This window comes from Corynebacterium halotolerans YIM 70093 = DSM 44683 (assembly GCF_000341345.1).
GTDB lineage: Bacteria > Actinomycetota > Actinomycetes > Mycobacteriales > Mycobacteriaceae > Corynebacterium > Corynebacterium halotolerans.
The window spans coordinates 549,057-575,109 of record NC_020302.1; the positions used below are offsets into that span (position 1 = coordinate 549,057).

The window sequence follows — 26,053 nt, forward strand, 5'->3', positions numbered from 1 at the left end:
ATTGATGGCCCCCGGAAAGGAACGGTGTAACGATGAGCCTGAATGATGCGGCGGGATCAGCCGCCGTAAAAAAGGTCACACTCATGGAGAACGACTTCTGGCGTTACGCCGTGAGGTCCGTTCTCGCGGGCGTCTATCTGACGCTCGGTACCGCTTTCGCGGTCGTCGCCGGTCACGCCGTCGAGCAGGTGGCTCCCGGGGTCGGCCTGGGTGCGATCGTGTTCGCCCTGTTCTTCGGTCTCGGCCTCTACAGCATCATCATCCTGGGCGCTGAGCTGGCCACGGGAAACATGATGTACATGATCTACGGTGCGGTCCAGAAGGCCGTGACCTGGAACAAGGCCTTCCAGGTGATCGTGGTGTCCACCCTGCTGAACCTGGTCGGCTGTGTGCTGATCGGTTTCCTGATGTCGCAGGCGACCTCGTTCATGGACATCGGCCCGGACCACCTGGCCGCCACCCTGTCCGAGGGCAAGCTCAACAAGGACATCATCCAGCTGCTCATCGAGGGCTCCCTGGCCAACTTCGTGGTCAACATGGCCGTCCTGGGCGCGGTCTTCGCCAAGGATCACGCCGGCAAGTTCCTCACGGTCGTGTTCATCATCGCGGTCTTCGTCGGCCTGGGCCTCGAGCACATCATCGCGAACTTCTCGCTGATGTCGCTGGTCCTGTTCTCCGCTGACCCGATGATCGAGTCCATGACCGCAGGTAATGTGGCGATCAACTGGATCTTCGTCTGGATCGGCAACGTCATCGGCGGCGGCTTCCTCATGGGCGGCGTCTACGCCTGGCTCAACCGTGGCGACGACGTCTACCGCGACTAGTCCCACCACCACGAACGCCGGCCGCGCACCCCGGGCAGGGGGACGCGGCCGGCGCTCGTCGTCGGTGGGGGCCGGGGTCAGTCGCCGACCATCGTGTACAGATCAGTGCGCATCGACGCCGGGTCCGCCCCGGGGCCCGGCTCGGTCACGTAGACCTCCCAGAACGGCAGTTGCGGTGCCGCCCCGCCGTCCATGACCCGCCCGGTGAACTCGTCCCAGGCCTCGCCCAGGTCGTCATAGGGCCCAAGGTGGGAGACTGTCGCGATGCTGCCGCCGGGCAGTGAGGACGACTCGAGGACCACTCCGGAATCGGTGGTGACTGCCTCTGCGAGCAGCCGGTCGACGGGGACGCCGACCTCGAAGGTAGAGGTCTCGGTGGGCATGCGGTGGTGCAGCGAGAAGGCCGGGCCCACGGGCTTGATGCCCTCAACCTCCAGCAGCGGGAACAGGGCGGTGAAGGTGCTGTCGAAGACCGCCGCCATATCGGACATCGGGTGGTCGGTCATCTTCCGCACCACGGTGGGCACGCGCGTGATCTCGAGGAATTCGACGGCGGTACGCGGCTCGGCGTGGAGGTAGGAGGGATCGGGGGTGTCTGTCATCGCGCGCCTCCTCGACGGGTGGATGGATGGCCCCCAGCATACTCCCGGGGCTGCGCCGGGAGAAGGGGCTAGAACTCCTCGTAGGTCGCCGGATCCTGGTCCCACAGCCGACGCCCGCCGTACGCCGCGATGGCGCTGACGGCGGCCACCGTCTCCGCGGACAGCTGCCGCTCGACGGCCGCGAGATTCGCGCGCTGTCGCTCGGGCGAGGAGGAACGGGGCAGCGGCACCGAGCCGACCGCCGCGTGCCAGGCGAGGATGAGTGCGCCCGGGCTGATGCTCTCGCGCTGCGCCAGGTGCAGGATGGTCGGGTGGTCCAGCAGGTCACCGCGGCCCAGGGGGCTCCACGCCTCGACGGCAATACCTCGCTCGGCGTGCCAGGCCAGCAGCTCTGTCTGGGGGAACCGCGGGTGCAGTTCGACCTGGTTGACCTCCGGGCGTACGCCGGTGGCCTCCTCCACGGCCTCGATGTGCTCAGGCAGGAAGTTGGAGACGCCGATGTGGCGCACCAGGCCAGCCTCGCGGGCGTCGACAAGCCCCCGCCAGGCATCGATGAACCGGCCCTGCTTCGGGTTGGGCCAGTGGATGAGGTAGAGGTCCAGGTGGTCGAGGCCGAGGCGGTAGGTCGATTCCTCGAGGACGGTCGCGACCTCGTCGCGGGTCTGGAAGCGGCCCGGCAGTTTGCTCGTGACGATCAGCTCGTCGCGGTCGATGCCCGAGTCGGCGATGCCGCGGCCGACCACGCCCTCGTTCTCATAGTTGTAGGCGGTGTCGATCAGGCGGTAGCCGGATTCGATCGCGGCGGCGACCGCCGCCGCGCCCCGGCTGCCGCGCAGTGAGTAGGTGCCGAGTCCGATGGTGGGGAGGGAGATGCTCATGCCCCCGATGCTAGAGGCACCCGGAGGCGGCCGGAGGCACGGGCGGGGCGCGGGACGGGGAGCCGGGTCAGGACCGCTCCCGTAGTTTCCCCGAGTACAGGTTGAAGCGGTTCTCACGGGTGAAACCAGTCAACGCCATGCCTGCCTCACGGGCCAGTTCCACTGCCAGGGAGGAGGCCGCGGACACGGCCACCAGTGCGGGGAAGCCGGCCATGACGGCCTTCTGCACCAGCTCGAACGACGCCCGCGAGCTCATCACCAGGATCAGGTCCTCGGCGGGCAACCGGTCCTCGAGCAGCAGGTGCCCGATGACCTTGTCGGCGGCGTTGTGGCGGCCGATGTCCTCGCGGATGACCACCGGTTCGCCGTCGAGGGTGAAGGCGCCGGCGGCGTGGATGCCCCCGGTCTTCCGGAACTGCTTCTGTCCCTCCCGCAGCTTCTCCGGTAGGGAGACCACCAGCCGCGGGTCCAGCTCCACCGGGGTGATGGGGTGGGCGGATTTGCCCATGATCTGGTCGATCGAGGTGGAGCCGCACACCCCGCACGCCGAGGTGGTGGTGGTCAGACGCAGCGATTCCAGGCCGGGGGCGCGCACGCCGGTGGCCAGGTCCACCTCGAGCACGTTGTAGGTGTTCGCCCCGTCGGGGCCGGTCGCGCCCGCGCAGTAGCGGGCGGTGGTCACTTGCGTGGCGGAGTTGATGAGTCCCTCGCCGTGCAGGAAGCCGTGCACCAGCTCGATGTCGTTGCCCGGCGTGCGCATCGTGGTGGTCAGCGTGGGTCCGCCGACGCGGATCTCCAGCGGCTCTTCGACGGTGACCGTGTCCGCGCGGGTGTCGACGGTGACCGTCTCACCCAGGTTCACGCGGGTGACGGCGTAGTTCTGTGTGATGCGGCCCATGTCAGCCGACTACCTCCTTGCTCGGGTGTGTGTCGCTCCGGTGCGCAGCTACTTCTCCGCCGCTGCCCCGGTCCCGTAGTTCTCGCGGATGAGCCCGCTGACCCTGCCGATACGTTCGCGGATCACCGCCACCGCCTCCTCCTGCCCGGTGCCCCCGGGAATCGCCCCGCCGGACGCCAGGCCGACGAGGAACGCGGTCAGGGGCGCGGCGGGTCGGGAGGGACCGTGCGCGACGTCGCGGGTGAGATCCAGCAGATCCTTGATCACCGGGCGCAGCAGACCGGGATCGACGCCGAGCTCAGCGGCGGCGGTCTGCAGCCACTGGTGGGCGGTCTCGATGTCGCGGTCCGATTTCTCGTGCTTCTGACTCACTGCTGCATACTCCTCATCCTCACAGTGTATCCCCGGCCAACCACGCGCCGGCCGCGACGACGATGGCCTGCACCCCGAGGTCCAGCGTCGGCCGGAGGTCGGGCGCGAAACCCGGGTTGTGGTTGCCCGGCGCATTCTCCTGGTCGGCGAAGCCGCCGATGCCCCAGTAGACGTACGGTACCCCCAGCGCGTCGGGGATGACGGAGAAGTCCTCCGAGGCCGGCACCGGATCCATGTCCACCGAACGCTCACCGAAGAACGCATCGAAGGACTCGCGCACCGCCGCGGTCGACGCCGGGTGATTGTCGGTCAGCGGGTAGGTGTCGTAGTAGGTGAACTCCGGCTCCCGCGGGCTGCGGGAGGCCGCGCACTCCTGTCGGACGATACGCTCGATGGCCTCGTGGAGGTGCTTCTCGACGCCGTCGTCATAGGCGCGGGTGTTGATGAGCAGCTCCGCCGAGTCGGGGATGATGTTGGACTTCGTGCCGGCGTGCAGTGCGCCGACCGTGACGACGGCCGTCTCCCGCGCCGGGATCTCCCGGGCGACGACGGTCTGCAGGCGCATGACGATGGACGAGGCCAGCACCACCGGGTCCACGCCCAGCTCGGGCATGGAGCCGTGGGAGCCCTTGCCGTGCACGACCACCCTGATCGACGCGGCGGAGGAGAGCACCGGACCCGGGGTGGTGCCCACGTGACCGCCCGGCACGGAGGCCAGGACGTGCTGGCCCAGGTAGACGTCCGGGGTCGGCATGATCTCGGCGATGTCGTGCTCGACCATGTCGCGCGCGCCCTCGGCGGTCTCCTCCGCGGGCTGGAAGACCCCGACGAAGGTGCCCGCCCACTGGTCCCGGTGTGCCTGGAAGGCCTGACAGGCGCCGAGCAGGGAACTGATGTGGACGTCGTGGCCGCAGGCGTGGGCGACCGGGGTCTCCGCCCCGCTGCGTTCGTCGAGCTGGGTGGCGTCGGTGGCGGCGTAGTCCTTGCCCGACTCCTCCCGGACCGGCAGGGCGTCGATGTCGGCGCGCGCGGCGACGGTCGGTCCGTCACCGTTGGCGATCACCGCCACCAGGCCGGTACGGCCCACGCGGTGAACCTCGATGTCGACCGCCTCGAGCTCCTCGCGGATGCGGCCGGCGGTGACGTCCTCCTGGAGGGACAGTTCCGGGTGCTGGTGGAAGAACTTGTAGAGCTCCTCGCGCCGTGGACGCGAGGACTCGAGGTCGCTGAGGATCTCGGTGACGGCGGAATTGTTCAGACCCATGGTGGTGCCCTCCTTGTGGCCGGTTCCGGGGATGGGACGGGAAACCGGGGCCAGCGGTTACCCTCGGGTCCACGGTAAACACTTCCGGGCGCCCCGGTCCGGGAGCCGCGGGTCGGGCCCGCACGGGCGTCTCCTACCACACCGGCGCGGGCGCCGTGCGATGTGACGGAAAAGGCATTTTGTTCTGGGCCATCCGCCGGGTAGAGTCGGTCGTCGGACTTGTGCGCCCTCTGAGGGGCACAGCACTTTTCCGGAAAGAACCGAACATTCCTACTTTGTTGTAGGCCCCCCGCCAGGACAGCGACCGCGTGGAAAGCGGCAGCGAGCGCCCCGGACTACTGAGCCCGGGGAGCGTAAGTGGCCCGATGGAACACACGGATAACGCTCAGGTGGGAACGGGAACCGCAGCGAGAAAGGCACCAGGTCACCTCATGACCATGACTGATCCTATCGCCGACATGCTGTCGCGCGTGCGCAACGCAAACCATGCGCACCACGACATCGTGTCGATGCCCTCCTCGAAGCTCAAGGCGAACATCGCCGAGATCCTCAAGCAGGAGGGCTACATCGAGAGCTACACCGTCGAGGACGCCAAGGTCGGCAAGACCCTGACCCTCGAGCTGAAGTACGGCCCGTCGCGTCAGCGTTCCATCGCCGGCGTGCGCCGCGTCTCCAAGCCGGGCCTGCGCGTGTACGCCAAGTCCACCAACCTGCCGCAGGTCCTCGGTGGCCTGGGCGTGGCGATCATCTCCACGTCCCAGGGTCTCCTGACCGACCGCCAGGCTACCGAGAAGGGTGTAGGCGGAGAAGTTCTCGCCTACGTCTGGTAAGGGAGGATTGAGCACACATGTCACGTATCGGTAAGAACCCGATTGCCATCCCGTCCGGCGTGCAGACCACGATCGACGGTCAGCACGTTGAGGTCAAGGGCCCGAAGGGCACCCTGTCCGTCGACGTCCCGGCCCCGATCACCGTCGCCGTCGAGGACGACCAGATCGTGGTCTCCCGTCCGGACGACCACCGTAAGAACCGCTCCCTGCACGGTCTGTCCCGGTCGCTGGTCAACAACCTCGTTGTCGGCGTCACCGAGGGCTACACCATCAAGATGGAGATCTTCGGCGTGGGTTACCGCGTCCAGCTCAAGGGCAGCAACCTCGAGTTCGCCCTGGGCTACTCGCACCCGATCCTGATCGAGGCTCCGGAGGGCGTCACCTTCGCGGTCGACGGCACCACCAAGTTCTCCATCTCGGGTATTGACAAGCAGGTCGTTGGGCAGATCGCCGCCAACATCCGTCGTCTGCGGAAGGACGATCCCTACAAGGGTAAGGGCATCCGCTACGAGGGTGAGCAGATCCGCCGCAAGGTCGGAAAGACGGGTAAGTAAGCATGAGCAACACCGCAGAGAATCAGAAGCGCACCCCGGTCGGCAAGGACATCTCCACCCGCCGTCGTGCCGCCCGCGCCCGCCGTCACTTCCGTATCCGCAAGACCCTGCGTGGCACCCCCGAGGCGCCGCGTCTGGTCGTCCACCGCACCTCCCGCCACATGCATGTCCAGGTCATCGACGATGTCGCCGGACACACCCTGGCCGCCGCCTCCACCATGGAGCCGGACGTCCGCTCCCTCGAGGGCGACAAGAAGGCCAAGGCCGCCAAGGTCGGCCAGCTGATCGCCGAGCGCGCCAATGCCGCTGAGATCGAGAAGGTCGTCTTCGACCGTGCGGGTTACAAGTACCACGGCCGCATCGCCGCTCTGGCCGATGCCGCCCGTGAAGGTGGTCTGAAGTTCTAATGATCACCACCACCAAGAACATCTACGGAAGGATCGCGTAATGCCGGGACGTGAACGGCGTGACGGCGGACGCTCCGCCGACGAGAACAAGAAGAACGAGCGCAACGATCGCCGCGGCGGCCGCCGCGACGACCGTCGCAACCAGCAGCAGGACGAGCGCAACCAGTACATCGAGCGCGTCGTCACCATCAACCGTGTGTCCAAGGTCGTCAAGGGTGGTCGTCGCTTCAGCTTCACCGCTCTCGTGATCGTGGGCGACGGTCAGGGCATGGTCGGTGTCGGTTACGGCAAGGCCAAGGAGGTGCCGGCCGCCATCCAGAAGGGTGCCGAGGAGGCTCGCAAGAACTTCTTCCGCGTCCCGATGGTCGGTGGCACCATCACCCACCCGGTCCAGGGCGAGGCCGCCGCAGGCATCGTCATGCTGAAGCCGGCCGCCCCGGGTACCGGTGTCATCGCCGGCGGCGCCGCCCGTCCGGTGCTTGAGTGCGCCGGCGTCCAGGACATTCTGTCGAAGTCCCTGGGCTCCGACAACGCCATCAACGTCGTCCACGCGACCGTGGACGGCCTCAAGCAGCTGGTCCGCCCCGAAGAGGTCGCCGCCCGCCGCGGCAAGACCATCGAAGAGGTTGCTCCGGCCCGTATTCTGCGCGCCCGCGCAGGGCAGGAGGCGTAATCCATGGCTCTGAAAATCACCCAGATTAAGGGACTGGCTGGCACCACCCCGAAGCAGCGCGAGAACATGCGCTCGCTCGGCGTGCGGCGCATCCGCCACTCCGTGGTCCGCCCCGACACCCCCGCGGTGCGAGGCATGGTCCACGTCGTGCGCCACCTGGTCACCGTCGAAGAAGTGGCAGGGGAGTAGGTAACACATGAGCGAGATCATCAAGCTCCACGATCTGCGCCCGGCCAAGGGCGCCAACAAGCCGAAGCACCGCGTTGGTCGCGGTGAGGCCGGCAAGGGTGGTAAGACCGCAGGCCGCGGCACCAAGGGCACCAGTGCTCGTAAGCAGGTTTCGGCCGCTTTCGAGGGTGGCCAGATGCCGCTGCACATGCGTCTGCCGAAGCTCAAGGGCTTCAAGAACCCGAACAAGGTCGTCTTCCAGGTCATCAACGTTGCTGACCTCGAGAAGGCCTTCCCGGAGGGCGGCGACATCGCTGTCTCCGACATCGTCGCCAAGGGCCTCGTCCGCGCGAAGCAGCCGGTCAAGGTGCTGGGCAACGGCGATCTCAGCGTCAAGCTGAACATCACCGCCGACAAGTTCTCCAAGTCCGCTGTGGAGAAGATCGAGGCCGCGGGCGGCACCGCCACCCAGGCCTAGACAGTAACCGAGGTTCCGTGAACCTCACCGGGAATCCCCCGCTCGACACCACCAGGTGCCGACCGGGGGATTTCTGCGTTTCCCGCCAGCCGCCGGCTCGGCGGTGAACTCCGTACCGTCGGTAGGCTCGGTCTGGCGGGACGCCCGCGGCAGATCGAGACGACGGACCATGTCCGAGACCACCTGAGGAGCCAATCACCATGCCCATGCTGAAGAGCATCGCCCTGCGCCTGCTTCCCGGCGCCTACATCGCCAACTCCGGCTACAGCAAGCTCAACATGCCCGCCGAGGCCTCCGCCGGCATGCAGCAGATGGCCGCCAGTGGAATTCCGGCGGTGAGCAAGCTGCCGAGCGATAAATTCGGCCACTACGTCGGTATCGCCGAGCTCGCCGTCGGCGGCGCTCTGCTGACGCCGTTCGTCTCCGACCGGCTCGCCGGGCTCGGCCTCACCGCCTTCTCCGCCGGCCTGCTGACCATGTACTTCGGTGACGAGGACAACACCGAGGCCGACGGCATCCGCCCCTCCAGCCAGGGCACCGCGCTGGCCAAGGACTCCTTCCTGCTCGCGATCGGCCTGGCGCTCCTGGCCCCGGACGGCAAGAAGAAGGTCGTCAAGAAGGTGAAGTAGTCCGGGCCGCCCGGCCCACGTGGTCACCGGGCGACGGGAAAAGGGAACGAGGGGACCTGCCTGAAGGTCCCCTCGTTCCCTGCTCAGCACTTGTCGACGCCCCGCCCGGGCAGGGCGTCGACAGGCTCACCGCGTGCGCCGGTGGATGGACTTGTAGGTCAGGTAGGCGCTGAGCCCCTCGATGCCGTACTCCACGCCCAGGCCAGAGTCGTGTCGCCCACCGAAGGGGGCGGAGTGGTTGGAGCCGAAGAAGTTGATGCCGACGGAACCGGAGTCGACCCGGCGGGCCACCTCCAGCGCCCGCTGCTCATCCGCGCCGAAGACGATCCCGCCGAGCCCGAACTCGGTGTTGTTGGCCAGTCCGACGGCCTCGTCGACGGAACCGTCCGCATCGTCGTACTTCAGGATCGCGATGACGGGCCCGAAGATCTCCTCCCGGGCGATGCGCATCTCCGGGGTGACGTCGGCGAACACGGTCGGCTGGATGAACACGCCGTCCTCCAGCCCCGGGCCGACAGTGGTGGTGTCCGCGCTGTCCCCGCCGGTCACCGCCCGCGCTCCCTCCGAGTGGGCGGAGGCGATGTACTCCATCACGGTGTCGTACTGGGCGGTGGTGGCCACCGGTCCGAAGACCGTTCCCTCGTCCAGGGGATCGCCCTGGACGGCGTCGCCGATGGTGGCGGCGACCATGTCGACGACCTCCTCGTAACGGCTGGCCGGGGCGAGGATCCGGGTGGAGATGTAGCAGGTCTGCCCCGTGTTGCGCATGCAGGAACGGATGAGCACCTTCGACATGGCGTCCAGGTCCGCGTCCGGCAGCACGATGGCCGAGGACTTGCCCCCCAGCTCGAGGGTGACCGGGCGCAGCAGTTCGCCGCAGGCGGCGGCGATCTTCCGCCCCACCGGCGTGGACCCGGTGAAGGCGATCTTGTCGACGCCCGGGTGGCGCACGATGGCGTCACCGAAGCGGCCCGGGCCTGTCAGGAGGTTGACCACGCCCGCCGGCACCCCGGCCGCGTGGACCGCGTCGATGATGAAGCGCAGGGACAGCGGGGTGGGGGAGGCCGGCTTGATGACGACGGGGCAGCCGGCCAACAGGGCCGGGGCCAGCTTGATGACGACCAGGTTGATCGGGAAGTTCCAGGGGGCGATCAGCCCGCAGACCCCGACCGGATCCTTGTCCACCACGGACTCCGCGCCCCCGGCCGGGAAGGGACGGACGTCGTCGCCGTCGAGCCAGTCGGCCAGGCCGGCGAAGTAGCGGAAGATGCCGGCCGCGTTGGTGGCGGCACCGCGGGTCTCCGAGATCGGCGAACCGTTCTCCCGGGTGTTGGTCAGCGCCAGGACCCCGGCCCGGGCCTCGATCTCATCCGCTATCCGCAGCAGATAGGCCGCGCGCTCGGCGGCGCTCCGCCCACCCCAGGCAGCCAACGCGCGGCGGGCGGCGGTCACGGCGGCGTCGAGTTCCGCGTCGGTGGCCACCGGCACCGAGCCCCAGACCTCGCCGGTGGCCGGGTCGGTGACCTCGTTGCGTGCCGGATCCGCGGCGGTGACCCAGCCGCCGTTGATGTAGAAATCGTCGACGTGGGTGTACGGCAGGTCGAGTGCGGCGCGGCGGGCGCGGGCGTCGGGAAGCGCCGTGGCGGTGGTCAGGGAAGTGGTCATCGGATTGCCTCCGTGCGCATCAGGGCCCGGGAGCGGGCCAGGTCGGCCTCCGCCATGCGGACGGCGGCCTCGGTGATCAGTTCGGGCAGGATCTCCCGCTCCAGCCGGTCGGTGTACTCGGCCGGGTCCATGCCGAACCAGGTGGTGGACATCGCGATTCCGGCGCGGTCGAAACGCCACAGCCGGTCGGAGTCGCGGACCAGCGCGTCCTCGAGGGAGAAGGCGACGGGGCGGGTGTCGTGGCCGTCGATGATCTCGCAGACACGGTCGACGAACTCGGCGTCGTAGCCCAGCTCGGGCAGCACGCGCCGTGCCACCTGGCAGCCTTCTGCCTCGTGCTCGTAGCGGATGGCGGCCTTGCGCCAGTCCCCCTGGAAGCCCTCCGAGATGATGCGGGACTCGTCCACATGCGCCCAACCCGTGTCGTGCAACGCCGTGGCTACCAGCACCAGTTCACGGTCGGCCTGCGGGTAGGCCTCGCACAGGCGGGTGGCGTAGGCCGTGACGATGGGCAGATGGATGTCATTGGCGCGGGTGCGGGTCTCCGGCACGACCGCCTGCCACAGGGCCTCCAGGCCGGTCGACGGCGCCGCGCAGATGGACGAGTCATCGACGGGGCGGCCGGTGGGAATGGGGCGCTGCGGGTACGCGTCGGCGAAGGCCATGGCGCGGGGATCTGCCGCGTGCGCGCCCGGATCGGCTTTCTCCCAGGCGGGGGAAGTGGTGGTGCTCATCGGACGACCTCCAGGTCCTTGGTGATTTTCTTCAGCTGCACGGTCGGATCCGCGGCCTGGTCGGCCGGGATGTTCTGCCCCTTGCCCAGCGCGGAGCGCACGGCCATGAAGTCCAGGGGCTGGTTCACGCAGTCGGCCGCGATGATCTGGCCGTTGCGGTAGTAGAGGACGGAGAACTTCTTCCGCTCGTCGTCGCGGCGCACCACGGTCTGGTCGTAGCCGGTGGTCAGCCCGGCGATCTGGAGTTTCAGATCGGCCTGGTTGGACCAGAACCACGGGATGCCGGCGTAGTCCTCGGACTGGCCGACCAGGGAGTAGGCGGCGACCTTGGCGTGTTCGATGGCGTTGTTCACGCTCTCCAGGCGCAGGCGCTCCTCCTCGGGCGCGCCGGGCAGCGGGTTCGGCATGTTCGCCACGTCCCCGACCGCCACGGTGGTGCCGTCGGAGGCCACCGCGTGGTGGTCGACGACGATGCCGTTGTCGACCGTCAGGCCCAGCTGCTCGGCCAGTTCGGTGTTGGGGATGACACCGATGCCCACGATCACCAGCTGCGCGGGCACCACGGTGCCGTCCTCGAGCTCCACCCCGGCCACGCGCCCGGTGCCGTCGTCGACAAAGCGCGTCATCCGGGCGTTCAGCCGGATGTCGATACCGCGGGACTGGTGGGCCCGCCGGAAGTACTCGGCGGTCTCCTCGCCGACGGCCCGGCCCACCAGGCGGGGGCCGTACTCCAGCACGGTGGCGTTCCTGCCCATCCCGTGCAGTGAGCAGGCGGCCTCCAGGCCGATGAAGCCACCGCCGACGACCACCACGTCGGTGACCTCGCCGAGCTGAGCCTTCAGCGCCAGCGCATCATCGGCGCTGCGCAGGTACCGCACCCCGGCCAGCTCCGCGCCGGGCAGATCCAGCTTCCGGGCCCGCGCGCCGGTGGCCAGGGCCAGGCGCCGGAACGGATAGGTGCCGCCGTCGGTGGCGTGGGCGGTGCCGGAACCGTCGGCGTTCTTCTCGATGCGGCCGATCCGCTTGCCCTTGACCAGCTCGATATCGTGCTCCTCCCAGTACTCGTTGGACCGGAAGATCAGGTTCTCCTTGTCCACGGCGTCCTGGAGGAACTCCTTGGACAGGGCCGGGCGCTGGTAGGGGCGGTGATTCTCCTCGCCGAGAAGGGTGATGTGCTCGGTGAAGCCGAGGCCGCGCAGCGAGATCGCGAGCTGCACGCCGGCCTGACTCGCGCCGATGATCAGCAGGCCGGTCTCGGCGGCGGAGTGTGGGGTGTTCATGCTTTCTCCTGGGTCGGTCGGGACAGACCGGCGCGGGGCCGGTCAGATCTGGGTCTCGGGGGTGGTCACGTGCAGATCCATGTCCTCGGTGAGCTTGATCTGGCAGGACAGGCGGGAGTTGTCCTCCCGGTCCTCGGCGGTGCCGTAGAGCATCTCGTCCTCCATCTCGCTCATCTCGGACAGCTCATCGAGCTGGTCCTCCCGGACATAGACGTGGCAGGTGGCGCAGGAGAGGGAGCCGCCGCATTCGGCGACGATGCCCGGGACGCCGTTACGCACGGCCGTCTCCATCACGGAGTCCCCTGGGTTGCCGGTGATGGTGCGGGTCTCGCCGGTGCTGGCCTCGGTGTAGTGAACGGTGGTCATGATGTCCTCCTGTGATTGTGCTAGATGAACTGGCGGCCGCCGTCGACGACCATGGTCTGGCCGGTGACGTAACCGGCGTCCGGGGACGCCAGGAACAGGGCGGCGCCCACGATGTCCTCGGGCTGGCTGGCCCGTCTGATGGATCCGCGGTCCACGCCGTACGTCGCGGCGTCCTCCATGAGTCCGTAACTGGCCTCGGTGAGGGTGAACCCGGGGGCGATGGCGTTGACGGTGATGTTGCGCGTGCCCAGCTCCTTGGCGAGTACGCGGGTCAGGGCCACGACGCCGCCCTTGGAGGCCACGTAGTGGGCCCAGTGGGCTGAGCCGGAGTAGATGGTGGCGCTGGAGAGGTTGATTACGCGCCCGCCGTCGGGCAGGTAGGGGCTGACGCCGCGGGTGACCAGCCAGGGGCCTTTGAGATTCACGCCCATCACCAGGTCCCATTCGGCCGGGTCGATCTCCTCGAAGGGGGAGCGGGTGACGGTGGCGTAGATGGCGGCGTTGTTGACCAAGACGTCGATACGGCCACCGCCGAACTCGGCCACCTGCCGCGCCATCTCCGCCACGGAGTCGGGGTCGGTGACGTCCACGCGGAAGGCGGCGGCGTCGACACCGGTGGCGGTGAGCTCCCCGGCGGTGCGGGCGGCGCCCTCGTGGTCGATGTCGGCCACGGCCACGCGGTCACCGCGGGCGGCGAAGCCCTCGGCGAAGGCCCGGCCCAGGCCGCCGGCGGCACCGGTGACCAGGACCGTGCGCTGCGCGTTCTGCTGGCTCTGCTGATCAGACACGGCTCGGCTCCGGTTCTGCGACGGGTGCCGCATGGTGGTGGCTGTGGTGGCTGTGCGCGCCGGGGCCCTCAACGACCGGGGCGGCGCCTTCGCCGTCGAGGATGGTCACGGTGCCCTTCGCGCCGTCGACCCGCAGGCGCTGGCCGGTAACGATGCTGGTGGAGGCGCTGCCGGTGCCGGTGACCGCGGGCAGGGCGTACTCGCGGCAGACGATGGCGGCGTGGCTCATCATGCCGCCGATGTCGGTGACGGCGGCCTTGATCTTGCCGAAGATCGGGCCCCAGCTGGGGGCGGTGACCGGCGCGACCAGGATCTCGTCCTGGCGGATGTCGGAGAGGTCGTCCGAGTCCATGACCACACGTGCCACGCCCTCGACCACGCCCGGGGAGGCGGCCATGCCCTTGAGCACGCCCTCCGAGCCCTCCTCTCCCGCGCCGAGCCAGGACTCCACCTGCTCAGTGGTGATGCCCCAGAGCATGCGGGTGAACGGCTCGGTGATCTGCTCCGGTGGGGTGTTCAGGGCCGGGGCGGGGCGGGCGGTCTTCAGCGCCGCGACGATGTCCTTGCGGCGGGCGATCTCGTCCTCCCAGTGGGCGGCGCCGATCGGGCCACCTGGGGCGCCGACACCGTGCCCGGTGACCAGGTCGAACAGGGCGTCGCGGACCTCATTGCGGTTGAGGTAGAGCAGGTCGTCCGGGTCCTCCCAGAAGCCGTAGGAGGCCAGGGTGCGGCCGAGCTCGCGGACCTTGCGCCAGAAGACGCCCATGGTCCAGTGCTCGATGTAGAAGTTGTGGTTCTCCACATAGGGGTAGGCGGTGGCGGCCAGGCTGCGCTTGGCGTCGAAGGCGGCCAGCTGGTCACCGGTCAGCAGCTCGCGGTACTCCTCGACGATCCGCTCCTTCTCCGCGAGCAGTTCCGCCGTGGGGCGCATGATGGTCTGGCCCTCGTCGAGGCGGCGGATGTAGTCCGCGATGTAGCCGAGCGGAATCTCGAAGTGCTCGTTCCAGTACTTGTCGTGGCCGTAGAAGCCGTTGCCCACGGTGAAGTTGAACCACGGGTCCTGGGCCTCGTCCCAGCGCCTGAGCCATTCGGCACCACCCTCGGCGGCGGCGATGGCGTCCAGGGTGCCGTCGACGTCGTCCGGGTCGGCGAAGTGGGACTGCAGGCCGAGCTCGACGGCCAGGGTGGCCAGTGCCTTGAGCTCGTCGTCCGGGCGGAAGAGCTCCATGTCCACGCCCTGGACCATGGTGGCGATCGACTGATCCGGGATGTCCGGGAAGATCTCCTTGCAGTAGTTGAAGAAGTCCAGGTAGGCGATGTAGCCGAGGTTGAGGAACTCGAAGTGGTACTGCCAGTTCTGGTAGGCCAGCGAGATGAGCCGGTCGTAGTTCTCCAGCAGCACCTCGGAGCCGTCCTTGGCCTTGCCGGTGATGATGTCATCCATCGGGACGATGTCGGGCAGGCGGTCGAAGGTCAGCGACTCGAGCTCGTCGATGGTGCCGCGGACCTTGGCCTTCCACTGCTCGAGCAGGGAGTCCCAGTTCTGGAAGTAGTGGGTGATACGCGCCTGGAACTCGGGGATGCGGTCGGCGATCTCGTCCTCGGGGACCGACACGGGGGACATGTAGAGATAGCCGAGGTGGACGCGGAATTCGATGCCGTTCGCGTTCGGGATCATCAGGTGCCGGGCGTTGTACTGGCCCAGGCACTTGACGGAGTACTCGGCGCCGATGGTCTCGAAGGGCTTGAAGACGGTGGGCCAGTGCTGGGAGTCACAGAACCAGAACTTCTTGTCCTCTTCCTCCTTGAGTTTGTCCTGGAAGACGAGGTAGTAGGGGTAGATCTCCTCCCAGCCCTCGGCGCCCGCGGGCACCGGCAGCTCAGAGGGCTTCGGAAATGATTTCTTGGACATGGTGGCTCCTGAAGTGGTGGGGTGTCGGGGTGGTGGCGGGCAGTAGGCGACGGGGCCGCGTGCTGCTCCGCTACTTTCCGCCCAGGACGGCGGCGGTGATGGAGCTGAGGTCGAAGGCCGCCGGGGAGCCGGCGGGGGAGGAGGCGCCGGCGGCCGCGGCACGGTCGGCGGCGGTATCCTCGCTCGCGGTCGGGGTGCCGGAGCCGTTCGAGTGCACGGTCTCTGGGCGGGACTGCAGGAGCAGCAGGTTCTGCCCGTCCGGCAGGTCGGCGTCCAGGGCCCACTCGATGTCCTGCGGGCACCGGTAGTGCTTCTCCGCCCGCTTGGCCATCTGCGCGACGGCCTTCAGCTCCGCGTCGGTGAGGCTGCGGACTGCGGCGCGCTCGGCCGGGACCTCTCGTTCCACGAGCGTGCCGGAGGCGGCGTCGGGCACCAGTTCGGCGTGCTTTTCGCCGATGTGCTCGGAGACGACCTGCAGGGTGATCTTGTCGAGGAGGATGTTGTCCGGGGTGACCTCCCCGGAGACCACCATCTCGCCGACTCCCCAGGAGGCGTCGACGGTGACCTTGGAGCGGTCCCCGTTGGCCGGATTCAGGGTCATGGCCACGCCGGCCACGCGGGAGTTGACCATCTTCTGGACGACCACGGCCATCGACAGTCCCTCGTTGGGGATGTTGTTCTTCAGTCGGTAGATGATCGCCCGGGAGGTGTACAGGGAGGCCCAGCACTTACGGATGTGCTCGGTCACGGAGTCCAGGCCGATCTGCCACAGGTAGGTGTCCTGCTGGCCGGCGAAGGAGGCGTCCGGCAGGTCCTCGGCGGTGGCGGACGAGCGCACCGCGACGGGGACGTTTCCGCCGCACTGCTCCATGAGGGCCGCGTGGGAGTCGACGACGGCCTGGCGGACCTTCGTCGGGACCGGGCGGTTGCACAGTTCGTCGCGGATGATGGCGGAGACCCGGTCGACCTCGGTGACGTCGTCGGCGTCGAGATCCGTCAGCAGGCGGTTGATGTCCCCGGCGATTCCGGCCTCGACGAGGAAGTCGTCGTAGGAGGCGGTGGTGACCACGAAGCCCGGGGGCACCGGCATGCCGGCGGCGGTCATGGACACCAGCGAGGCGCCCTTGCCGCCCAGGGCCTCGAGCATCGGGGCGCGTCCGTCGTCGAAGGTCTGCACATAGGGGATGGTGGTGTGCTCAGTCATGATGGCTCCTCACGGAGGTTCAGGCATCCCAGGTGACCGGGACGGCCACGGGGACGCGGAAGGAGAGGTTTTCACGGAAGTCGACGTCGGCGTCGTCGGTCAGGCGCAGCGAGGGGGCCAGCTTCGTGGCTTCCTCGAGGCAGATCTTCGCCTGCAGCTTGGCGAGCATGTTGCCCAGGCAGTAGTGGATGCCGAAGCCGAAGGAGAGGTGCTCGCGGGCATTCGGACGGTTGAGGTCGAACTCCTCGCCGTTCTCGAAGCGGGACTCGTCGCGGTTGGCGGAGCCCATCAGGAGCAGCAGGCCGTCGCCCTTCGCGATCTCCACCCCGCCGACCTCGGTGTCCTTCAGGGCCTTGCGGCGCCAGCCGACGATCGAGCCGGAGTAGCGGAGGACCTCGTCCACGGCGGCACCGGTCTTCTTGGGGTTGTCGATGAGGGTCTCCCACTGCTCGCGGTGGCCGAGCAGTACCCGGAAGCTGTTGGCGATCAGGGTGGTGGTGGTCTCGTGGCCGGCGAACAGCAGGGAGTACAGCAGGGAGGCGATCTCGTGGTCGGTGATCTCCGCGCCCTCCTCCTGGGCGCGGGCCAGGTCGGCGGTGAGGCTGTCCCCGCCGTTGGCGTGCGCCTCGGCGACCATGCGCTGGCACTCCTGCCAGTACTCCACCAGGCTGTGGGCGTGGGGGATCTGTTCCTCGTCGCTCAGGTCGCCCCAGGTCATGGCGGCACGGGCGTCGCTCCAGCGCTTGTAGGTGTCGACCTGGGAGGTGTCCGCGCCGATCAGGGTGAGGATGGTGATGGTCGGGATGTCGTAGGCCAGGTCCTTCACCATCTCGCCGGCGCGGTCCTCGCGGGCCAGCATGGCCTCCAGGCGGGAGGCGACGTTCGCGCGGATGTCGGGCTCCAGCGCCTTGTAACGGCGCGGGGTGAACATCTTCTGTGCGATCGCGCGGATGCGGGTGTGCTCCGGGGGAATGCGGGCGGACAGGCCGGAGTAGGCGGTGAAACCACCCTCCTCCATGATCTTCTTCGCCTGGGGGCCGCGCTCGCGGACGGGCGCCTGGGCGTTCTCCGAGGAGAAGGTCTCCCAGTCCTCGAAGACGGACTTGATGTCGTCGTAGCGGGTGACCACCCAGTAGCCGATGCGCTCGTCGAACATCACCGGCTCCTCCCTACGCAGTTCGGCGTAGGATGGGAACGGGTTCTTCATCTGGAACGGCTCGTAGCCGTGGTGCTCGCCGCCGTGACCGAAGGGGCATCCTCCGGTGGCGGGGGCCGTGGTGGCTGAGGTTTGAAGGGTCATCTCTTCTCCTTGTCCAGGGCCGTGTCGGCAACCGACTGATCCGGCGAAGGTGTTACTGCGGGCAACTTCTACATGTCACGTGATCGTCGTCACGTGCCTTGCCTGCAGATCATCCTGAATGGTCAGGGAGGTGGACGCGAGCAAATCCTTCCACTGGATGGAAATGGGCTCTCGCCGAGTGTGCACGGGTGTCTCATGTCACAGAAGAAATAAGGTGTGAGCTGCGTAAACATTGCGTCCGTCGAAAGGCGGGTCCGGGGGCCCGGATCGGCGCCCCGGGAGGATCTCCGGGGATGTGGGGCGCCGAATTCGCGGCCGGGGGGTTGCGTCGACGGCGGGTGGTCGTTGAGCCCGTGTCGGGCGGGAGCGGCGTCGGGACGCGGTGGCCGTCCGGCCCGTGGCGCCCGGTCGGGCTACTTCCGGTCAGGGGCGAAACGGTGGGAGTTGATCAGGGTCTCGAGTGGGATGTGGGCGGTGGCCTTCTCAATCCGGGCACTGATGGCCTGTAGTGCGGGCAGGTGCCGCTCGCGGGTGTTGGCGCGATCCGTGGGCAGCACCAGGCCCAGGCCGGCGCCAATCCGGCCGGTGTGGAAGACCGGGACGGCGATGGAGCAGGTCCCCCGGCGCAGCTCCTCGAGGGTCATCGCGAAGCCCTGTTCCTTCACCTGCTCGAGCTCCGTGGCGAGGCGGGCCGGATTGGTGATCGCCCGGCCGGCCGTCCGGGGCAGCTCGAGATTCAGGTAGGAGTCGCGCACCCACTGCTCCTCGAAGGCGAGGAGGATCTTGCCGACGGCCGTCGCGTTCAGGGGGAGCCGTCCCCCGGCCCGGGAGGAGCGCGGCACGCGCCGGGTGCCGTAGACGCGGGTGATGTACAGCGCCTCGTCGCCGTCGCGCACCGCCAGTTGGGAGGTCTCGCCCGTCAGGGAGTACAGATCCTGGACATAGGGGTGGGCCGCCTCGCGCAGTTGCCGCCCGACGTTCTGGGACAGCTCCCAGATGCGCAGTCCCAGCTGGTAACGGCCCTCGGCGTTGCGTTCGATGAAGGCGGATTCGGCCAGCTCGCCCACCAGCCGGTGGGCGGTGCTGACGGGAAGGTCAGCCAGCTCGGCGATCTCGGTCAGGGCCAGTGGGCGGGGTTCCTTCTCGAAGGCACCCAGGATCGACAGCACCTTGGCGGTGACGGTGCGCCCGGCATCACGGTTCCCGCCGGCCATCAGTGTCCCTTCCGCACGAGTCGGACGGGCCGGGTGGGATATTCGGACATGTGGCTCTCCCGTGGTCGGCAGGGGGCGGTGGCGGTGCGGACGGGCGTGCCTCCGGGGCCCGTGGTGAATATCACGATAGCGTGCCGGACATCGGTCCGACCGGCAATGTCCGACCGGTCGCCGGCGCCGGGTGGGGTAGGGGGAGGGTGAAATACGGTTCCCCGGGCACAGCGGGTGTGTTGACGTGTTGGTAAGGTAACAGAGTCGTATATCTGTGGGCGTGGTGTCGGAGCACTCCGATGCCCCGATCTTCCGGCCGCGCCCCGGAAACTTCTCAACAATCAACTTTCCCGAATCACCTTCCCGTCGACCCCGCTGAGCGTAATCGGCGGGATCCGGGGAGCCAGGAGGCTACGTGTCCGCCATCATCCAGGCATTCAAGGACGTTGATCTGCGGAAGAAGATCATCTTCACGGTCGTGATGATCATTCTGTACCGTGTCGGTGCGCAGATCCCGTCCCCGGGTGTGGACTACGCGTCGATCAGTGGTCGACTGCGTGACCTGACCCAGGAGGAGGGCAGCGTCTACTCGTTGATCAACCTGTTCTCGGGCGGCGCTCTTCTCCAGCTGTCGGTCTTCGCCATCGGCGTCATGCCCTTCATCACCGCGTCGATCATCGTCCAGTTGCTGACGGTGGTGATCCCCCACTTCGAGGAGCTGAAGAAGGAGGGACAGTCCGGCCAGACGAAGATGAACCAGTACACCAGGTACCTGACCCTGGCGCTGGCGCTGCTGCAGTCCGCCGGCATCGTCGCCCTGGCCGACCGTGAGCAGCTGCTGGGCGCCGGTATCCAGGTGCTGGACGCGGACCGCACCATCTGGGACCTGCTCATCCTGGTCCTCGTCATGACCTCCGGTGCCATACTGGTGATGTGGCTGGGCGAACTCATCACCGAGAAGGGCGTGGGCAACGGCATGTCCCTGCTCATCTTCGCCGGTATCGCCACGCGCATCCCGACCGACGGCATGAACATCCTGTCCAACTCCGGCGGGCTCGTCTTCGCGGCCGTCGTCGCCGCCGTGGTGATCCTCGTCATCGGTGTGGTGTTCGTGGAGCAGGGTCAGCGTCGCATCCCGGTGCAGTACGCCAAGCGCATGGTCGGCCGTCGTCAGTACGGCGGCTCCTCGACCTACCTGCCGCTGAAGGTCAACCAGGCCGGCGTCATCCCGGTCATCTTCGCCTCCTCGCTGATCTACATGCCGGTGCTGATCACCCAGATCGTCAATTCCGGCACTGCGGTGCCGCCGGACAACTGGTGGCAGCGCAACGTCATCCAGTACCTGCAGACCCCATCGTCCTGGCAGTACATCGTCCTGTACTTCGTCCTGATCATCTTCTTCTCCTATTTCTACGTCTCTGTGCAGTACGACCCGCACGACCAGGCGGAGAACATGAAGAAGTACGGTGGATTCATCCCGGGTATCCGCCCGGGACGGCCGACCGCGGAGTACCTGGCGTACGTGATGAACCGGCTGCTCTTCGTCGGCGCCGCCTACCTCGGCATCATCGCCGTCCTGCCGAATATCGCCCTTGACCTGGGTGTCGGTAATGCCAGTGCTGGCATGACCGCATTCGGCGGTACCGCCATCCTGATTATGGTGTCGGTCGCCCTGACCACGGTGAAGCAGATCGAAAGCCAGCTTCTCCAAAGCAACTACGAAGGACTGCTCAAATGAGACTCGTACTCCTCGGACCCCCCGGTGCCGGCAAGGGCACCCAGGCCGCCCTCCTCTCCGAGAAGCTCGGCGTGCCGCACATCTCCACCGGTGACCTGTTCCGCGCCAACATCGGCGAGGGCACCCCGCTGGGCGTCGAGGCCAAGAGCTACATCGACGCCGGCAAGCTCGTGCCGACCGATGTCACCGCCCGCATGGTCAAGTCCCGCCTCGCCGAGAACGACGCTCAGGAGGGCTTCCTCCTCGACGGTTTCCCGCGCACCGTGGAGCAGGCCGAGATCCTGGCCGACCACCTCACCGAGCAGAGCCTCGAGCTCGACGGCGTACTGAACTTCCGGATCGCCGAGGACGTCGTCGTCGAGCGCATGCTGGCCCGCGGCCGCGCCGACGACAACGAGGAGACCATCCGCACCCGTCTGTCCGTCTACCACGACGAGACCGCACCGCTCATCGAGCACTACGGCGACAGGATCATCCCGATCGACGCCGAGGGCGAGGTCGACGAGATCAACGCCCGCGCGATGTCCGCCCTGGGCAAGTAGCCCGCGGACCACGCGACCAGGGGCCGGTTCCGATCAACTCGGGGCGCGGCCCCTTTCTGTTCCCTCCGGCCACCCGGCTACGGGCCACCCCGCACCACCATTCCCGCTCAACCAGACCAAGGAGACCCCATGGGATTCCGTTCCAAGAAGCGCGCCATCGCCGCCAAGACGCCAGGTGAGCTCGACGCCATGCAGGCGGCGGGCGAGATCGTCGGCCGCGCCCTGCAGGCGGTGCGGGCCGCCGCCGCCCCCGGCGTGACAACGCTCGAACTCGACGAGGTCGCCGAAACCACCATCCGTGAGGCCGGGGCCGTGCCGACCTTCAAGGGCTACCAGGGCTTCCCGGGCTCGATCTGCACCTCCGTCAACGACGTCATCGTCCACGGCATCCCGGACGCCGACACCGTGCTGGCCCCCGGCGATCTCGTCTCGATCGATTGCGGTGCCACCTTCGAGGGCTGGGTGGGCGACTCCGCCTGGTCCTTCGGAGTCGGCGAGCTCGCCGAGGACGTCGAGGCACTCAACCGGGCCACGGAGTGGGTGCTCATGCAGGGGCTGAAGGCGATGGTGCCGGGCAACCGGCTCACCGACGTCTCCCACGCCCTCGAGGCGGCCACCCGCAAGGCCGAGCAGAAGTTCGGCGTCGCGCTCGGTATCGTCGACGGCTACGGCGGCCACGGCATCGGCCGCACCATGCATGAGGACCCTTACCTGGCCAATGAGGGCCGTCCCGGCCGCGGCCCGCTGATCCAGGAGGGTTCGGTGCTGGCGATCGAACCCATGCTCACTCTGGGCACGGAGGACTCCGCCGTGCTCGACGACGACTGGACGGTGGTCACCCTCGACGGCTCCGTCGCCGCCCACTGGGAGCACACCGTCGCCGCCACCTCCGGTGGCCCGCGGATTCTCACCCCCCGTTCCTGAGTGGGGCCGGGCGGTGCCGGGCCCCGGGAATGCGGCGGACGGGGTTGCGCTGACCTGCCGGGGAGTGGGGACGGTGTTCCTGGGGCCGGTGCCGCGCCACCCCCGGAGGGCTGCCGGATCAAGCAGTGTGGTGTGAATCACTCCAGGTTCGTTTTATGCTCAAGGCATGTTCCCGCAGATTCGCCGTCCCCGGTCCACCTCCATGAAGCGATGTGTCACCCACCTCGCGTCCGCCGGTGCCCTTCTGGCCTCGCTGCTGGCCGCTCCCGCGGCAGTGTCCGCTCAACCGGCGTTGCCCGAAAGTTCCTCCCGGATGCTCGACGAGGCCGGAGCCGCCGCCCGCGAGGGCGCCTGGGAGGCCCGCAACCAGTTGCATGACCGGTCGGAGGAGCTTCCGCCGGAACTCGCCGGCAGCAGCCGCGACGGGGTCGATGCGGTCGTCGAGGGCCTGTTCCCCGGGCTGATCGAGGAACGTGCACTGCCTCCGGCCCCGGAACCGGCGCCCTTCGACCGTGGTTCCTGCCCGCCGGCGGCCCGTGCGTGCGTGGATCTCGACGGTCGCCGCTCCTGGCTGCAGGAGGGCGGCGAGGTCAGCTACGGCCCGGTGCCGATCTCGATCGGACGGATCGGCCACGAGACTCCACGGGGCACCCACCACGTCAACCGCAAGGTCATCGACGAGGTCAGCTACATCTACGACCTGGCGCCGATGCCGTACTCGGTCTACTTCACCCACAACGGCCACGCCTTCCACGAGGGTGACCTCAGCACCTCCTCGGCCGGCTGCATCCGGCTCAGCCATAATGACGCGGTCACCTACTTCAATGAGCTGCAGATCGGCGACATGGTCCACGTCTACTGACCGGGAGGCGCCGGTCCCGTCCTCCCACCCCCGGGTGACGGGCAGGGCAGGAAAATCGACCTCCGGCAGGTGGGAATCTACTTGACGTGTTTATACTCTGCTCATGCAGTTCACGCCCCGCACCGTCATGTCGGCCTTCACGCGCCGCGGCACCGCACTGATCGCCGCCGCTGCCGCATCCATCGCCCTGATCGCGGCCCCCGTCGCCGCCTCCGCCGCCCCGGTGCTGCCCGCCGGCTCATCCTCCCCGGAGGAGGTCGTCACCTCCGTTGAGACCGGACTGCGCGACACCGTCTGGGACACCCGCACCACCCTGCACCAGCAGGCCGACGTGCTGCCGCCGCAGGCCGCCGACATCTTCCGCGGTGCCGTCGACGATGCCGTCGAGGGCGTGTTCCCCGGTCTGGTCGCCGAGCGTTCCCCCGCTCCCGAGCCGGATCCGGTGCCGGTCGTCGCGACCGCCCCGGCCGCCGAGCCCGCGCCCGCCGCCAAGCCGGGCTTCGACTTCGGTTCCTGCCCGCCGGCGGCCCGCGCCTGCGTGGATCTCGACGGTCGCCGCACCTGGTTGCAGCGCGACGGCGTCGTCACCCACGGTGCGGTGCACATGGCCCCGGGCAAGCCGGGACAGGAGACCCCGAGCGGGACCTTCTACGTCAACCGCAAGGTCAAGGACGAGATCTCCTACGAGTTCAACAACGCCCCGATGCCGTACGCCGTGTACTTCACCTACAACGGGCACGCTTTCCACCAGGGCGATCCGGCCTACCTGTCCGCCGGCTGCATCCGCCTGAACCACGACGACGCCGTGAAGTACTTCAACGAGCTGCAGATCGGTGACATGGTCTACATCTACTGACCGCTCGCCGGCTCCGCCCTGAACCAGGACCCTCCCGCCACGTTGACCAGCTGTGTCGGGAGTGGGTTCCCCGGTGAGGGGTTTGTTTTTATGCCCTCTCAACTGTAGGATGATCCAACGGTGTGTGTGCACCCGCACTCACGCCTGCAGTGGACATGTATGAAATCTAAGGTGCCCCACTACACCGATCGCCCCGCCGGCGTCGGTCGGCACCGGGAATGTGGAGGATATGGCTAAGGAAGGCGCCATCGAGGTTGAGGGCCGGATCATCGAGCCCCTGCCGAATGCAATGTTCCGTGTCGAACTCGACAACGGGCACAAGGTTCTCGCTCACATCAGTGGCAAGATGCGCCAGCACTACATCCGTATCCTCCCCGAGGATCGCGTCGTCGTGGAGCTTTCTCCCTACGATCTGACCCGCGGACGCATCGTCTACCGCTACAAGTAAGAGCAAACCGCCTCCCTGCTCCACCGTGCGCGTGTCCGCGTCTGACGCGGTGCGCACCTCACTCACCTCCGGCCGCGGTGGCTGGAGCCCCACGGATCTCGGTCCATCGTCCAGTCTCGGTCTGGGCAAAGCACCGATTGGTGGGGATGAGCCGGGAGAAAACCACCGTAACAACCCGAAAGGTACTGCCACATGGCACGTCTTGCTGGTGTTGACCTCCCGCGCAACAAGCGCATGGAGATCGCACTCACCTACATCTACGGCATCGGCCCCGCCCGTGCCGCCAAGCTGCTCGAGGAGACCGGTATCTCTCCCGACCTGCGTACCGACAACCTCACTGACGAGCAGATCGCATCCCTGCGTGACGTCATCGAGGCCACCTGGAAGGTCGAGGGTGACCTCCGCCGCCAGGTTCAGGCCGACATCCGCCGCAAGATCGAGATCGGCTCCTACCAGGGTCTGCGCCACCGTCGTGGACTGCCCGTCCGCGGCCAGCGCACCAAGACCAACGCCCGTACGCGCAAGGGTCCCAAGAAGACGATCGCCGGAAAGAAGAAGTAACTCATGCCTCCGAAGACTCGCTCTGGCGCACGCCGCACCGGCCGTCGCGTCGTAAAGAAGAACGTGGCCCAGGGCCACGCCTACATCAAGTCCACCTTCAACAACACCATCGTGTCCATCACGGACCCGCACGGTGCCGTCATCTCCTGGGCCACCTCCGGCCACGTCGGGTTCAAGGGCTCCCGTAAGTCCACCCCGTTCGCCGCGCAGATGGCCGCCGAGAACGCCGCCCGCAAGGCGATGGATCACGGCATGAAGAAGGTCGACGTGTTCGTCAAGGGTCCGGGTTCGGGCCGTGAGACCGCTATCCGCTCCCTCCAGGCCGCCGGCCTCGAGGTGTCCTCGATCTCGGATGTGACGCCCCAGCCGCACAACGGCTGCCGTCCGCCGAAGCGTCGTCGCGTTTAATCAGGGAAAGGAAGAGGTAAGCAACTCATGGCTCGTTATACCGGCCCCGCAACCCGCAAGTCCCGCCGCCTCCGCGTCGACCTCGTCGGCGGAGACATGGCATTCGAGCGTCGCCCCTACCCGCCGGGTCAGGCTGGCCGCGCCCGCATCAAGGAGTCCGAGTACCTCCTGCAGCTGCAGGAGAAGCAGAAGGCTCGTTTCACCTACGGCGTGATGGAGAAGCAGTTCCGTCGCTACTACGCCGAGGCCAACCGTCGCCCGGGCAAGACCGGCGACAATCTGGTCATCCTGCTTGAGTCCCGTCTCGACAACGTGGTCTACCGCGCCGGTCTGGCACGCACCCGCCGCCAGGCCCGCCAGCTCGTCTCCCACGGGCACTTCCTCGTCAACGGCAAGAAGGTCAACGTGCCTTCCTTCCAGGTGTCGCAGTACGACATCATCGACGTGCGCGAGAAGTCCCGCAAGATGATCTGGTTCGAGGAGGCCCAGGACAACCTCGTCGACGCCGTCGTCCCGGCCTGGCTGCAGGTCGTCCCGTCCACCCTGCGCATCCTCGTGCACCAGCTGCCCGAGCGCGCCCAGATCGACGTTCCGCTGCAGGAGCAGCTCATCGTCGAGTTCTACTCGAAGTAATTCTTCTGCGGCCGGGCCACCCGGCCGCAGGAATCTTCACCCCTTCATCC

31 protein-coding genes are annotated in these 26,053 nt (G+C 67.8%); 17 read left to right on the forward strand and 14 right to left on the reverse strand.

All coding sequences use genetic code 11. The features are described 5' to 3' along the window. The first annotated feature begins 32 nt into the window (after positions 1 to 32). Positions 33 to 824 (forward strand): formate/nitrite transporter family protein, encoded by a 792-nt coding sequence (locus A605_RS02590; protein ID WP_027004232.1) that lies wholly within the window; start codon positions 33 to 35, stop codon positions 822 to 824. Between the two features lie 77 nt (positions 825 to 901). Here the strand turns inward: A605_RS02590 and A605_RS02595 are convergent, their stop codons facing one another. The 5 genes from A605_RS02595 to A605_RS02615 form a co-directional block, all read right to left on the reverse strand. Next, positions 902 to 1,426, reverse strand: a complete 525-nt coding sequence (locus A605_RS02595; RefSeq protein WP_015399947.1) for a GyrI-like domain-containing protein — start codon at positions 1,424 to 1,426, stop codon at positions 902 to 904. A gap of 68 nt (positions 1,427 to 1,494) precedes the next feature. Continuing rightward, positions 1,495 to 2,304 (reverse strand): aldo/keto reductase, encoded by an 810-nt coding sequence (locus A605_RS02600; RefSeq protein ID WP_015399948.1) that lies wholly within the window; start codon positions 2,302 to 2,304, stop codon positions 1,495 to 1,497. 67 nt (positions 2,305 to 2,371) lie between these two features. Continuing rightward, positions 2,372 to 3,202 (reverse strand): formate dehydrogenase accessory sulfurtransferase FdhD, encoded by an 831-nt coding sequence (gene fdhD / locus A605_RS02605; protein ID WP_015399949.1) that lies wholly within the window; start codon positions 3,200 to 3,202, stop codon positions 2,372 to 2,374. A gap of 48 nt (positions 3,203 to 3,250) precedes the next feature. After that, on the reverse strand, positions 3,251 to 3,574 hold the full coding sequence (locus A605_RS02610; RefSeq protein WP_015399950.1) for a DUF6457 domain-containing protein: 324 nt from the start codon (positions 3,572 to 3,574) through the stop codon (positions 3,251 to 3,253). Between the two features lie 19 nt (positions 3,575 to 3,593). Continuing rightward, complete coding sequence (locus tag A605_RS02615) at positions 3,594 to 4,838, reverse strand: amidohydrolase (protein ID WP_015399951.1); 1,245 nt, start codon at positions 4,836 to 4,838, stop codon at positions 3,594 to 3,596. A 431-nt stretch (positions 4,839 to 5,269) separates the two neighbouring features. Between A605_RS02615 and rpsH the strand changes: the two genes are divergently transcribed. The 7 genes from rpsH to A605_RS02655 all read left to right on the forward strand — a co-directional run bounded on the left by rpsH (position 5,270) and on the right by A605_RS02655 (position 8,577). Then, positions 5,270 to 5,668 (forward strand): 30S ribosomal protein S8, encoded by a 399-nt coding sequence (gene rpsH / locus A605_RS02625; protein WP_015399952.1) that lies wholly within the window; start codon positions 5,270 to 5,272, stop codon positions 5,666 to 5,668. Between the two features lie 17 nt (positions 5,669 to 5,685). After that, positions 5,686 to 6,222, forward strand: a complete 537-nt coding sequence (gene rplF / locus A605_RS02630; RefSeq protein ID WP_015399953.1) for a 50S ribosomal protein L6 — start codon at positions 5,686 to 5,688, stop codon at positions 6,220 to 6,222. 2 nt (positions 6,223 to 6,224) lie between these two features. Then, a complete protein-coding gene (rplR, locus tag A605_RS02635; RefSeq protein ID WP_015399954.1) occupies positions 6,225 to 6,629 on the forward strand; it encodes a 50S ribosomal protein L18 in 405 nt (134 codons plus the stop codon). Between the two features lie 40 nt (positions 6,630 to 6,669). Beyond that, a complete protein-coding gene (gene rpsE, locus A605_RS02640; protein ID WP_015399955.1) occupies positions 6,670 to 7,302 on the forward strand; it encodes a 30S ribosomal protein S5 in 633 nt (210 codons plus the stop codon). 3 nt (positions 7,303 to 7,305) lie between these two features. After that, positions 7,306 to 7,491: a 50S ribosomal protein L30 gene (gene rpmD / locus A605_RS02645; protein WP_015399956.1), complete on the forward strand. Its 186-nt coding sequence runs from the start codon at positions 7,306 to 7,308 to the stop codon at positions 7,489 to 7,491. A 7-nt stretch (positions 7,492 to 7,498) separates the two neighbouring features. Further along, on the forward strand, positions 7,499 to 7,948 hold the full coding sequence (rplO, locus tag A605_RS02650) for a 50S ribosomal protein L15 (RefSeq protein WP_015399957.1): 450 nt from the start codon (positions 7,499 to 7,501) through the stop codon (positions 7,946 to 7,948). A gap of 200 nt (positions 7,949 to 8,148) precedes the next feature. Beyond that, a complete protein-coding gene (locus A605_RS02655) occupies positions 8,149 to 8,577 on the forward strand; it encodes a hypothetical protein (protein WP_015399958.1) in 429 nt (142 codons plus the stop codon). A gap of 126 nt (positions 8,578 to 8,703) precedes the next feature. Here the strand turns inward: A605_RS02655 and A605_RS02660 are convergent, their stop codons facing one another. The 9 genes from A605_RS02660 to A605_RS02700 form a co-directional block, all read right to left on the reverse strand. Further along, on the reverse strand, positions 8,704 to 10,242 hold the full coding sequence (locus A605_RS02660) for an aldehyde dehydrogenase family protein (RefSeq protein WP_015399959.1): 1,539 nt from the start codon (positions 10,240 to 10,242) through the stop codon (positions 8,704 to 8,706). Next, a complete protein-coding gene (locus A605_RS02665) occupies positions 10,239 to 10,976 on the reverse strand; it encodes an HD domain-containing protein (protein WP_015399960.1) in 738 nt (245 codons plus the stop codon). The genes A605_RS02660 and A605_RS02665 overlap by 4 nt, the downstream gene beginning before the upstream one ends. Continuing rightward, on the reverse strand, positions 10,973 to 12,256 hold the full coding sequence (locus A605_RS02670; RefSeq protein ID WP_015399961.1) for an NAD(P)/FAD-dependent oxidoreductase: 1,284 nt from the start codon (positions 12,254 to 12,256) through the stop codon (positions 10,973 to 10,975). Before A605_RS02670 ends, A605_RS02665 begins: the two co-directional genes overlap by 4 nt. 42 nt (positions 12,257 to 12,298) lie before the next feature. Continuing rightward, positions 12,299 to 12,622 (reverse strand): 2Fe-2S iron-sulfur cluster-binding protein, encoded by a 324-nt coding sequence (locus A605_RS02675; protein WP_015399962.1) that lies wholly within the window; start codon positions 12,620 to 12,622, stop codon positions 12,299 to 12,301. Positions 12,623 to 12,642: 20 nt separating this feature from the next. Then, positions 12,643 to 13,410 (reverse strand): SDR family NAD(P)-dependent oxidoreductase, encoded by a 768-nt coding sequence (locus tag A605_RS02680; protein WP_015399963.1) that lies wholly within the window; start codon positions 13,408 to 13,410, stop codon positions 12,643 to 12,645. Beyond that, positions 13,403 to 15,322 (reverse strand): PEP-utilizing enzyme, encoded by a 1,920-nt coding sequence (locus A605_RS02685; protein WP_015399964.1) that lies wholly within the window; start codon positions 15,320 to 15,322, stop codon positions 13,403 to 13,405. Before A605_RS02685 ends, A605_RS02680 begins: the two co-directional genes overlap by 8 nt. 70 nt (positions 15,323 to 15,392) lie before the next feature. Then, complete coding sequence (locus A605_RS02690) at positions 15,393 to 16,526, reverse strand: PEP/pyruvate-binding domain-containing protein (RefSeq protein ID WP_015399965.1); 1,134 nt, start codon at positions 16,524 to 16,526, stop codon at positions 15,393 to 15,395. 19 nt (positions 16,527 to 16,545) lie between these two features. Beyond that, on the reverse strand, positions 16,546 to 17,826 hold the full coding sequence (locus A605_RS02695; RefSeq protein ID WP_015399966.1) for a cytochrome P450: 1,281 nt from the start codon (positions 17,824 to 17,826) through the stop codon (positions 16,546 to 16,548). A gap of 413 nt (positions 17,827 to 18,239) precedes the next feature. Next, positions 18,240 to 19,040 (reverse strand): IclR family transcriptional regulator, encoded by an 801-nt coding sequence (locus A605_RS02700; protein ID WP_015399967.1) that lies wholly within the window; start codon positions 19,038 to 19,040, stop codon positions 18,240 to 18,242. Between the two features lie 406 nt (positions 19,041 to 19,446). On the opposite strand from A605_RS02700, the gene secY reads away from it, so the two are divergent. The 9 genes from secY to rpsD all read left to right on the forward strand — a co-directional run bounded on the left by secY (position 19,447) and on the right by rpsD (position 26,003). Further along, positions 19,447 to 20,769, forward strand: a complete 1,323-nt coding sequence (gene secY, locus A605_RS02705) for a preprotein translocase subunit SecY (protein WP_015399968.1) — start codon at positions 19,447 to 19,449, stop codon at positions 20,767 to 20,769. Continuing rightward, positions 20,766 to 21,311 carry an adenylate kinase gene (locus A605_RS02710; protein ID WP_015399969.1) on the forward strand — a complete coding sequence of 182 codons (546 nt, stop codon included), beginning with the start codon at positions 20,766 to 20,768 and terminating at the stop codon, positions 21,309 to 21,311. The genes secY and A605_RS02710 overlap by 4 nt, the downstream gene beginning before the upstream one ends. A 129-nt stretch (positions 21,312 to 21,440) precedes the next feature. Continuing rightward, on the forward strand, positions 21,441 to 22,235 hold the full coding sequence (map, locus tag A605_RS02715; RefSeq protein WP_015399970.1) for a type I methionyl aminopeptidase: 795 nt from the start codon (positions 21,441 to 21,443) through the stop codon (positions 22,233 to 22,235). Between the two features lie 166 nt (positions 22,236 to 22,401). Further along, entirely contained in the window at positions 22,402 to 23,097 is a 696-nt protein-coding gene (locus A605_RS02720) for a L,D-transpeptidase (RefSeq protein ID WP_027004234.1), read from the forward strand. A 103-nt stretch (positions 23,098 to 23,200) separates the two neighbouring features. Then, positions 23,201 to 23,953, forward strand: a complete 753-nt coding sequence (locus A605_RS02725) for a L,D-transpeptidase (RefSeq protein ID WP_015399972.1) — start codon at positions 23,201 to 23,203, stop codon at positions 23,951 to 23,953. Positions 23,954 to 24,182: 229 nt separating this feature from the next. Next, a complete protein-coding gene (gene infA / locus A605_RS02730; RefSeq protein WP_004566852.1) occupies positions 24,183 to 24,401 on the forward strand; it encodes a translation initiation factor IF-1 in 219 nt (72 codons plus the stop codon). Positions 24,402 to 24,593: 192 nt separating this feature from the next. Next, positions 24,594 to 24,962, forward strand: coding sequence for a 30S ribosomal protein S13 (rpsM, locus tag A605_RS02735; RefSeq protein ID WP_015399973.1), 369 nt, complete (start codon positions 24,594 to 24,596; stop codon positions 24,960 to 24,962). 3 nt (positions 24,963 to 24,965) lie between these two features. Continuing rightward, complete coding sequence (gene rpsK / locus A605_RS02740) at positions 24,966 to 25,370, forward strand: 30S ribosomal protein S11 (protein ID WP_015399974.1); 405 nt, start codon at positions 24,966 to 24,968, stop codon at positions 25,368 to 25,370. A gap of 27 nt (positions 25,371 to 25,397) precedes the next feature. Continuing rightward, the gene (gene rpsD, locus A605_RS02745) at positions 25,398 to 26,003 is read left to right on the forward strand and encodes a 30S ribosomal protein S4 (protein ID WP_015399975.1); all 606 of its coding nucleotides are present in this window, start codon (positions 25,398 to 25,400) and stop codon (positions 26,001 to 26,003) included. Positions 26,004 to 26,053: the final 50 nt, after the last annotated feature.

Excerpts from the sequence above, each read along its gene's own strand:
- A605_RS02590 (WP_027004232.1), top strand. The coding sequence starts at position 33 with ATGAGCCTGAATGATGCGGCGGGATCAGCCGCCGTAAAAAAGGTCACA.
- A605_RS02595 (WP_015399947.1), bottom strand. The coding sequence starts at position 1,426 with ATGACAGACACCCCCGATCCCTCCTACCTCCACGCCGAGCCGCGTACC.
- A605_RS02600 (WP_015399948.1), bottom strand. The coding sequence starts at position 2,304 with ATGAGCATCTCCCTCCCCACCATCGGACTCGGCACCTACTCACTGCGC.
- fdhD (WP_015399949.1), bottom strand. The coding sequence starts at position 3,202 with ATGGGCCGCATCACACAGAACTACGCCGTCACCCGCGTGAACCTGGGT.
- A605_RS02615 (WP_015399951.1), bottom strand. The coding sequence starts at position 4,838 with ATGGGTCTGAACAATTCCGCCGTCACCGAGATCCTCAGCGACCTCGAG.
- rpsH (WP_015399952.1), top strand. The coding sequence starts at position 5,270 with ATGACCATGACTGATCCTATCGCCGACATGCTGTCGCGCGTGCGCAAC.
- rplF (WP_015399953.1), top strand. The coding sequence starts at position 5,686 with ATGTCACGTATCGGTAAGAACCCGATTGCCATCCCGTCCGGCGTGCAG.
- rplR (WP_015399954.1), top strand. The coding sequence starts at position 6,225 with ATGAGCAACACCGCAGAGAATCAGAAGCGCACCCCGGTCGGCAAGGAC.
- rpsE (WP_015399955.1), top strand. The coding sequence starts at position 6,670 with ATGCCGGGACGTGAACGGCGTGACGGCGGACGCTCCGCCGACGAGAAC.
- rpmD (WP_015399956.1), top strand. The coding sequence starts at position 7,306 with ATGGCTCTGAAAATCACCCAGATTAAGGGACTGGCTGGCACCACCCCG.
- rplO (WP_015399957.1), top strand. The coding sequence starts at position 7,499 with ATGAGCGAGATCATCAAGCTCCACGATCTGCGCCCGGCCAAGGGCGCC.
- A605_RS02655 (WP_015399958.1), top strand. The coding sequence starts at position 8,149 with ATGCCCATGCTGAAGAGCATCGCCCTGCGCCTGCTTCCCGGCGCCTAC.
- A605_RS02660 (WP_015399959.1), bottom strand. The coding sequence starts at position 10,242 with ATGACCACTTCCCTGACCACCGCCACGGCGCTTCCCGACGCCCGCGCC.
- A605_RS02665 (WP_015399960.1), bottom strand. The coding sequence starts at position 10,976 with ATGAGCACCACCACTTCCCCCGCCTGGGAGAAAGCCGATCCGGGCGCG.
- A605_RS02670 (WP_015399961.1), bottom strand. The coding sequence starts at position 12,256 with ATGAACACCCCACACTCCGCCGCCGAGACCGGCCTGCTGATCATCGGC.
- A605_RS02675 (WP_015399962.1), bottom strand. The coding sequence starts at position 12,622 with ATGACCACCGTTCACTACACCGAGGCCAGCACCGGCGAGACCCGCACC.
- A605_RS02685 (WP_015399964.1), bottom strand. The coding sequence starts at position 15,322 with ATGTCCAAGAAATCATTTCCGAAGCCCTCTGAGCTGCCGGTGCCCGCG.
- A605_RS02690 (WP_015399965.1), bottom strand. The coding sequence starts at position 16,526 with ATGACTGAGCACACCACCATCCCCTATGTGCAGACCTTCGACGACGGA.
- A605_RS02695 (WP_015399966.1), bottom strand. The coding sequence starts at position 17,826 with ATGACCCTTCAAACCTCAGCCACCACGGCCCCCGCCACCGGAGGATGC.
- A605_RS02700 (WP_015399967.1), bottom strand. The coding sequence starts at position 19,040 with ATGGCCGGCGGGAACCGTGATGCCGGGCGCACCGTCACCGCCAAGGTG.
- A605_RS02710 (WP_015399969.1), top strand. The coding sequence starts at position 20,766 with ATGAGACTCGTACTCCTCGGACCCCCCGGTGCCGGCAAGGGCACCCAG.
- map (WP_015399970.1), top strand. The coding sequence starts at position 21,441 with ATGGGATTCCGTTCCAAGAAGCGCGCCATCGCCGCCAAGACGCCAGGT.
- A605_RS02720 (WP_027004234.1), top strand. The coding sequence starts at position 22,402 with ATGTTCCCGCAGATTCGCCGTCCCCGGTCCACCTCCATGAAGCGATGT.
- A605_RS02725 (WP_015399972.1), top strand. The coding sequence starts at position 23,201 with ATGCAGTTCACGCCCCGCACCGTCATGTCGGCCTTCACGCGCCGCGGC.
- infA (WP_004566852.1), top strand. The coding sequence starts at position 24,183 with ATGGCTAAGGAAGGCGCCATCGAGGTTGAGGGCCGGATCATCGAGCCC.
- rpsM (WP_015399973.1), top strand. The coding sequence starts at position 24,594 with ATGGCACGTCTTGCTGGTGTTGACCTCCCGCGCAACAAGCGCATGGAG.
- rpsK (WP_015399974.1), top strand. The coding sequence starts at position 24,966 with ATGCCTCCGAAGACTCGCTCTGGCGCACGCCGCACCGGCCGTCGCGTC.
- rpsD (WP_015399975.1), top strand. The coding sequence starts at position 25,398 with ATGGCTCGTTATACCGGCCCCGCAACCCGCAAGTCCCGCCGCCTCCGC.